This window comes from Corallococcus sp. AB045 (assembly GCF_003668895.1).
Taxonomy (GTDB): domain Bacteria; phylum Myxococcota; class Myxococcia; order Myxococcales; family Myxococcaceae; genus Corallococcus; species Corallococcus coralloides.
Genome location: NZ_RAWN01000328.1, coordinates 1 through 6,326, shown reverse-complemented (window position 1 = coordinate 6,326; position 6,326 = coordinate 1). Strand labels below are relative to the sequence as shown.

General features: G+C 70.8%; 6 protein-coding genes. 4 read left to right on the top strand and 2 right to left on the bottom strand.

All coding sequences use genetic code 11. The features are described from left to right. Together D7Y21_RS39625 and D7Y21_RS39620 are read left to right on the top strand one after the other, a co-directional pair. Positions 1-396: PEGA domain-containing protein (locus D7Y21_RS39625; protein WP_121718478.1), on the top strand; the 396-nt coding region annotated here is incomplete at its 5' end. 121 nt (positions 397-517) lie between these two features. Then, positions 518-1,240, top strand: a complete 723-nt coding sequence (locus tag D7Y21_RS39620) for a head GIN domain-containing protein (protein ID WP_120564701.1) — start codon at positions 518-520, stop codon at positions 1,238-1,240. A 431-nt stretch (positions 1,241-1,671) separates the two neighbouring features. Here D7Y21_RS39620 and D7Y21_RS39615 read toward each other — a convergent pair whose 3' ends face one another. Next, the gene (locus tag D7Y21_RS39615) at positions 1,672-2,691 is read right to left on the bottom strand and encodes an aldo/keto reductase (RefSeq protein ID WP_120564700.1); all 1,020 of its coding nucleotides are present in this window, start codon (positions 2,689-2,691) and stop codon (positions 1,672-1,674) included. 78 nt (positions 2,692-2,769) lie between these two features. On the opposite strand from D7Y21_RS39615, the gene D7Y21_RS39610 reads away from it, so the two are divergent. Beyond that, positions 2,770-3,483, top strand: coding sequence for a DUF429 domain-containing protein (locus D7Y21_RS39610; protein ID WP_121718477.1), 714 nt, complete (start codon positions 2,770-2,772; stop codon positions 3,481-3,483). Positions 3,484-3,553: 70 nt separating this feature from the next. Continuing rightward, the gene (locus D7Y21_RS39605) at positions 3,554-4,495 is read left to right on the top strand and encodes a hypothetical protein (protein WP_147469515.1); all 942 of its coding nucleotides are present in this window, start codon (positions 3,554-3,556) and stop codon (positions 4,493-4,495) included. A 16-nt stretch (positions 4,496-4,511) separates the two neighbouring features. Here D7Y21_RS39605 and D7Y21_RS39600 read toward each other — a convergent pair. After that, positions 4,512-6,326 (bottom strand): tenascin-X (locus tag D7Y21_RS39600; RefSeq protein ID WP_121718475.1); only part of this gene is annotated, 1,815 nt, incomplete at its 5' end.

Here is a 6,326-nt window from a genome sequence, read left to right as displayed (position 1 = left end):
GACGACGCCCAGGCCCCGAAGGCGAAGACGCGCACCCCCGTCCGCAAGGCCAAGCGCGACGCCAGCGACCCGGCGGCCACCCCGGCCCGCGGCAAGTCCCGCACCGCCGCGCCCGCCGACGACTCGGAGGCCGACCTCCCCGCCCCGGATGACAGCGCCACAGAAGCGGCCGCGCCCCAGGGCTTCCTCACCCTCGTCACGGAACCTTCCGCCCGCGTGTCCCTGGCCGGCCGTTCCCTGGGCGAAACCCCGCTCACCAAGGTCGCCCTCCCGGTGGGCAGGCACACCCTGAAGCTCACGGACGGCACCGGCCGCCTCTTGAAGCTCCTGGTGGAGATCAAACCGGACGACACCACCTCCGTCCGCGTCCCCCTGGAGATGCTGGCCAATCCCTGAACCTGTCCGACTGTCGGACAGGTTCTCGCGACGCCACGCAATCACTCGCGGGGGTCCTCCGTACCCGAGGCATTCCGCCGGGACGTGCTCCCACGTCCTCGCGCCTCGCCCGGAGCCGCCCATGAGGATGTCCTCGCTGTCCCTGCTCGCCGCCTGCTGCCTCGCCACCACCGCCTGCACCGCTCACGCGGAAGACGCGGCCAGGCCCTCCCAGGGCTCCGGCGAGACTCGCCAGGTCGAGGACTTCCACGGCGTCTCCGTGAGCCACGGCATGCACGCGGAAGTGAAGGTGGGCCCGAAGTCCGTCCGCCTCGAGGGCTCGCCTGAAAACCTCGCCCGCCTCCAGTTGGAAGTGGAGGACGGCATCCTCACCACGCGCGTGGAGCGCAAGGGCTGGAGCGGCCTCAAAGGCAAGGTAAAGCTCATCGTGTCCTCGCCCCGCATCGACCACCTGGAGGCCAGCGGCGGCAGCCACATGAACGCGGACGTCACCGCGTCCGGCGAGCTCGACGCCGAGGCCAGCGGCGGCTCGGTCCTCACCGTGCGCGGCGTGGACGCCAGGCAGGTGGAGGCCGAGGCCAGCGGCGGCTCCGAAATCACGCTGACCGGCCGCGCGACACAGCTGGAGGCCGAGGCCAGCGGCGGCGCGCAGGTGCACGCCCAGAAGCTCCAGGGCATCAGCGAGCTGAAGGTGGAGGCCAGCGGCGGCTCCATCGTGGAGGCCGATGCCCCCGCCAGCGTCTCCGGTGACGCCTCAGGCGGCAGCATCATCCGCCTGTCGAAGCGGCCCCAGAGCTCCAACCTGGACGTCAGCGGCGGTTCGCGCCTCGACGCCTCGAACTAGCAGCGGTACCGGGAAAGGTTAGCCGGGCCCCGGGGAGTTCCCGGGGCCCGGATAGGCCCCCCACGAAGCAAAAAGAGACGCCGCACACCGGACCTCCAAGGTCATCCGGGCGACCGTCCTACCTTCCACGTGGATGCCGACCGCACCGGAGTGCCGTCGGACAAGCGCGTGGGCCCCATGGAACGCGCTCGAGTGACCGAACGCTTCGCAGTCCCCAAGATATCGGGAACCCGTCCCAATCCCAAACACCCAGCGTCGCTTTCGCCACGAGACTCGCAGGGGAACGCGCACCTCGCCGCGCCTGCTGTCCCCGACGGACTGTAAAAACGAACGCACCGTGCTCACACGGTGCGTCGTTGAGACGCGTCAGGTCGGGTCCATCCAGCGATGATGGAAAACTCCGTACGCGTGGGACTCCGCGAGCAACCTGCTCAGCGGGCCGGCGGCAAGCGGTCCGCGTTCTGACGCTCCACCATCCAGCCCGGATACTCAGGGGGCAGCTTGGAGACGGCGTCCAGCTTCGAGAGCTGCTCGGGGCTGAGGCGCAGCTCGGACGCGGCCAGGTTGTCCTCCAGCTGGGCCTGCGTCTTCGCGCCGAGGATGACGGTGGTGACGTGCGGCTGGTGCAGCAGCCACGCGAGCGCCACGCGCGCCACGGTGGTGCCCGTCTCCTTCGCGACCTCATCCATCACGTCGATGGCGTTGTACGCGCGCTCGCGGTCCACGGGCGGGAAGTCGAAGGTGGTGCGGCGAGCGCCCTCGGGGCCTTCGGCATTGCGGCGGTACTTGCCGGAGAGGAAGCCGCCCGCGAGCGGGCTCCACACCATCAGGCCCACCTGCTGGTCCTTCATCAGCGGCACCAGCTCGCGCTCCAGGTCGCGGCCGGCGATGGAGTAGTAGGCCTGGAGCGATTCGAAGCGGGACAGGCCGCGGTGGTCGCTCAAGCCCAGCGCCTTCATCAGCTGCCATGCGGCCAGGTTGGACGCGCCCAGGTAGCGCACCTTGCCCTGGCTCACGAGGTCGTCCAGCGCGCGCAGCGTCTCCTCCAGCGGCGTGGCCACGTCGTAGCCGTGGATCTGCAAGAGGTCGATGTGGTCCGTGCCCAGGCGCTTCAGGCTCGCGTGCACGGAGTCGAAGATGTGGTAGCGGGACAGGCCGGTCTCGTTCTGACCCGGGCCCATGCGGCCGCGCACCTTGGTGGCCAGCACCACCTGCGAGCGCTTCTCCGCCAACGCCTTGCCGAGCAGTTCCTCCGACTGCCCATACGAATACACGTTCGCGGTGTCGAAGAAGTTGATGCCCGCGTCCAGGCACCGGCCCACCAGCGCGTCGGCCTCCGACTGGCCCTGCTGCCCGATGTTCTTCCAGTAGCCCTCGCCACCGAAGGTCATGGCGCCGAAACACAGTTCAGAGACAAACAGGCCGGTGCGGCCCAGCGGACGGTAGTGCATGTGCGTGTCACCTTGGGTGGAAGTGAAGGCGGCCCCTCTTAACGTCCGGTGCACGGCCCCGCAGCAGGAAGGCACGCGATGACGGACGCACGCCGCTTCGTGGGCTGGGACCTGACGGACCCCTTCGCCCGAGCGCCCCGCCCCGTGGACGAGGCCATCGTGGACGGTGACGGCCGCGTGCGCTTCTCCCAGCGCGTCTGGCCCTCGGCACGGGCCGGGCATGGGCTGGACCCGGAGGCGCTCGCGGAGGCCTTCGCCACAAGGCCCGGCGACGTGGTGGTGGTGGACGGGCCGCAGGCGCTGGCGAACCCCGGCGCGAAGGTGCGGGACGCGGAGCGGAAGCTGCGTGCTCCGGGCCGCACCCCGGACGTGCTGCCCCTGCCCGGTGCGCCCTTCGCGGGCTTCGTGCGCGGCAGCGTGCTGCTGTTCTCCGCGCTGCGGACCCATGCCCGGGTGCCGATGCTGGACCTGGACACGCCGTCGCTGTCACACGCGCGCCTGTTCGAAGCCTTCCCCGGCGCTACCTGGCGCGCGCTGGCTGTGGAGAAGTTGGGGGCAAAGTCCACGCCGGAGGGACGCGCCCGGAGACAGGCCCTGCTGGAGTCCTCCGGCCTGCGCTTCGGAGATTTGGGAACGTGCACGCACGACCAGCTGGATGCCGCGCTCTGCGCCTGGCTGGGATGGCTCACGCGCACCCGGCCCCGGGACGTCACCGCGGTGGGCCTGCCCCTCACGCACGACACGGATGGAACATTGCGCGAGGGGCACATCCTGGACCTGACTCGACGGTAATCCACTATTGCTATTTTTACTGCTTAATCTGTTTTAATCCCTCTCAACTCCAACCGGAGAGGGACAACACATGCGTGGAACATCGTGGAAGGCCGTGACGGTGGTGGTGGGGCTGGTGGGCGCGCCGGTGCTGGCGGAGGACACGACGGCCCGTCTGCCGTACGGCGTGCCGGTGCCGGAGGGGCAGGAGCTGACGGCGGCGCCGGAGCCCTTCGACGAGTCGGTGCACGGCCGGGCGATTCCCAACACCCAGCCGCAGGCGAACGAGGTGTTGAAGGGCGCGGCGGCGCGGCTGCCGGAGCGGTCCAGCCGTCCGCGTCCGCGCGACCCCATCCCGGACATCTTCCCGGGCTCCGGGGACCGGGGCTTCTGGGTGACGCAGGGCCAGGGCATCTTCGCGGCCAACGACGCGCAGACGGACCTGGTCATCCCGGACAACGCGATTGGGACGACCATCTATGCGCCCACGCACATGCCGGCGGGCAACGTGTGCGTGGAGACGGTGACGGCGCACTGGCGCTATTCGGGCATGGCGACGACGGCGCACGCGCACGGCTTCTGGGACCACTGCGGCTTCGACGGCGCCACCGGCTGGCAGACCTTCGAGGGCATGGACGCGACGTGGAAGGGCAAGTACGTGCGCGTGCTGGACGGCGAGGAGCGCTACTTCACGGAGGCCTACAAGGACGGCAGCGGCTGCGCGCACGGCCTGCTCTACAACTTCACCCTGGGGCTCTGGGAGGAGAAGCTGACGCCCATCTGCGGCAACTCCGGCTTCGCCACCGGCTGGACGATGTGGGAATCGCACTACCTGATGGACGTGGCGCAGCGCTGCCCCGCGTTCCCGCGCGTGCGCGCCTCCGGCATCCAGATCTACACCGTGAGCGCCTGGCCCGCGCTCACCACCAGCAACAGCACCCAGCTGGGCCCCTACGGCCTGTGCTGGACCAACGGCACGTACAACTTCTCGGTCGCCGTGCCCAACAGCGACTGGACCGCGCTCACGCCGTGATGCACGTCATGACGACTCAGCGCCCGCGCACCGGGTCCTCATGATGGTCGTGCCCTGGCCCGCCGAACGTTCCGGGCCAGGGTTCCTCCGCGGGCTTCAGGCCGGGAATCGGGAAGCGCCGGAAGCGTGCCTGGCTGTAGGCGTAGGGCGGATCGCAATCGCCGCACGTCTTCGCCCCGTCCATCATCACGATGCTGTCCGGCCCCAGCTCCAGGAACTGCGCGGGCGTGGCCGCGTTCGACACCGGGCACTGGAACACCTGGCTGCCGTCCTTCGCGCTCACCGCGAACAGCACCGGCCCCGTCGCGTTCATGCCCGTGCCCACCACCACCGTCTCCGGCGGCTGGCCCGGCCAGGTCGTCCAGCTCGCCAGCCGCACCTCTGGCGCCACCGGCCCCGGCCACCCCTGGAACCCGTGCGTCCAGGACGGCGTGAGGTTCGGCAACGCGTAGCCCTCCAGCGTCCACCCGCCCGCGGTGTCGTCCTCGGACGGCGAGGGAATCACGTACGCGGAGGTCGCCAGCGCGCGGCCCAGCCCCCGGGGGAAGGTCTGTGAACCCACTGGCTGCCCGTCCTGCGTGCGCAGCGCCTGCGTGGAGCGCTCGTTGAGCAGGACCCCGTTCACGATGGCCAGCTCCCCCGCGGCGAAGGCCTCCGTCTTGCGCCAGCGCGGCACCCCGTCCTGCGAGAACGCCATCAACAACGTCGGCGCTCCCGGATACAGCGGCGCCCCCACGTTCTGCGTCTGTCCAAACGCCAGGTACAAATCGCCCGCCGCGTCGGACGCCACGCCGTACGGGTGCGGGTGGTTGCACTCGGCGAGCAGCGGATCCTGCAACGCCTGCGCGGACACCATCCCGCCAAAGGCATCCAACACCACCAGGAAGTACTGCCGGCACAGCGTGTCGCGCGACATGCCCGCCGGGTACGCCTCGAAGAGGGCCGCCAGCCGGTCCGGCTGCATCACCCCCAGCCGCGCCATGAACAGCGTCGTCAGCCCCTGCGCGAAATCCGGCCTCGCCGTCGTCAGGTCGAACGTCCACCGGGGCGCGCCCGTCACCCGGTCCAACAGCGACACCTGCCCGGACAGCGGCAGGTCCATGCACAACAGCCGGTCGTTCCACAGCATGCACCGGCGCCCGGACGTGCTCGCGCGCACCGGCACCGGGCCCGCCGCGTCCAGCAGCGCCGGCACGAAGAAGCCCACCAGCGTCACGTCCCCCGTGGGCCCCACCAGCAGGTCATGCAGCGCCTCGCCGTTGGAGGCCGCGTCGTAGGTCCAGTCCGGCGCCAGCGCCGTCGCGGCGGGGCGCTCGCACACGGAGCCCTTGCACTTCCCGGGTCCCTGGCAGGGGCTGGCCGGCGCGCAGGTGAAGTTGTCCGGCGGGTCGCGGCGCTGGCACGTCCCGTCCAGGCACACGTCCGCCGCGTCACAGCCGCGCTCCGGGCCGCAGAACATCCCGTCCGGCGCCTTCGCCAGCGTGCACCCCACCTTCGGGTCGCACGCGCCCACCTGGCACTTCCCATCCCCCGGGCACGGCGGCGCCGGCACCGACGTGCAGCCGTCCAGCGGGTTGCACACGTCAGTGGTGCACGCGTTGCCGTCGTCGCAGACGCGCTCCGCCCCCTTGCACCGCCCCGCCGTGCACGTGGCGTCCTGGAGGCACGCGTTGCCCGGGTCGCACGCCGTGCCGTCCGGCTCCTCGGCCTCCACGCACTTCTCCGTCGCCACGTCGAACGTGGAGGTGTGGCAGGCCACCGGCGTGGGGCAGTCCGGATACGGGTTCGACTCGCCGCGCAGCTCCATCCGCACCTCCCCGCCCCCCGTCTC

Coding starts and splice junctions, on each gene's coding strand:
- D7Y21_RS39620 (WP_120564701.1), top strand. CDS start 518: ATGAGGATGTCCTCGCTGTCCCTGCTCGCCGCCTGCTGCCTCGCCACC.
- D7Y21_RS39610 (WP_121718477.1), top strand. CDS start 2,770: ATGACGGACGCACGCCGCTTCGTGGGCTGGGACCTGACGGACCCCTTC.
- D7Y21_RS39615 (WP_120564700.1), bottom strand. CDS start 2,691: ATGCACTACCGTCCGCTGGGCCGCACCGGCCTGTTTGTCTCTGAACTG.
- D7Y21_RS39605 (WP_147469515.1), top strand. CDS start 3,554: ATGCGTGGAACATCGTGGAAGGCCGTGACGGTGGTGGTGGGGCTGGTG.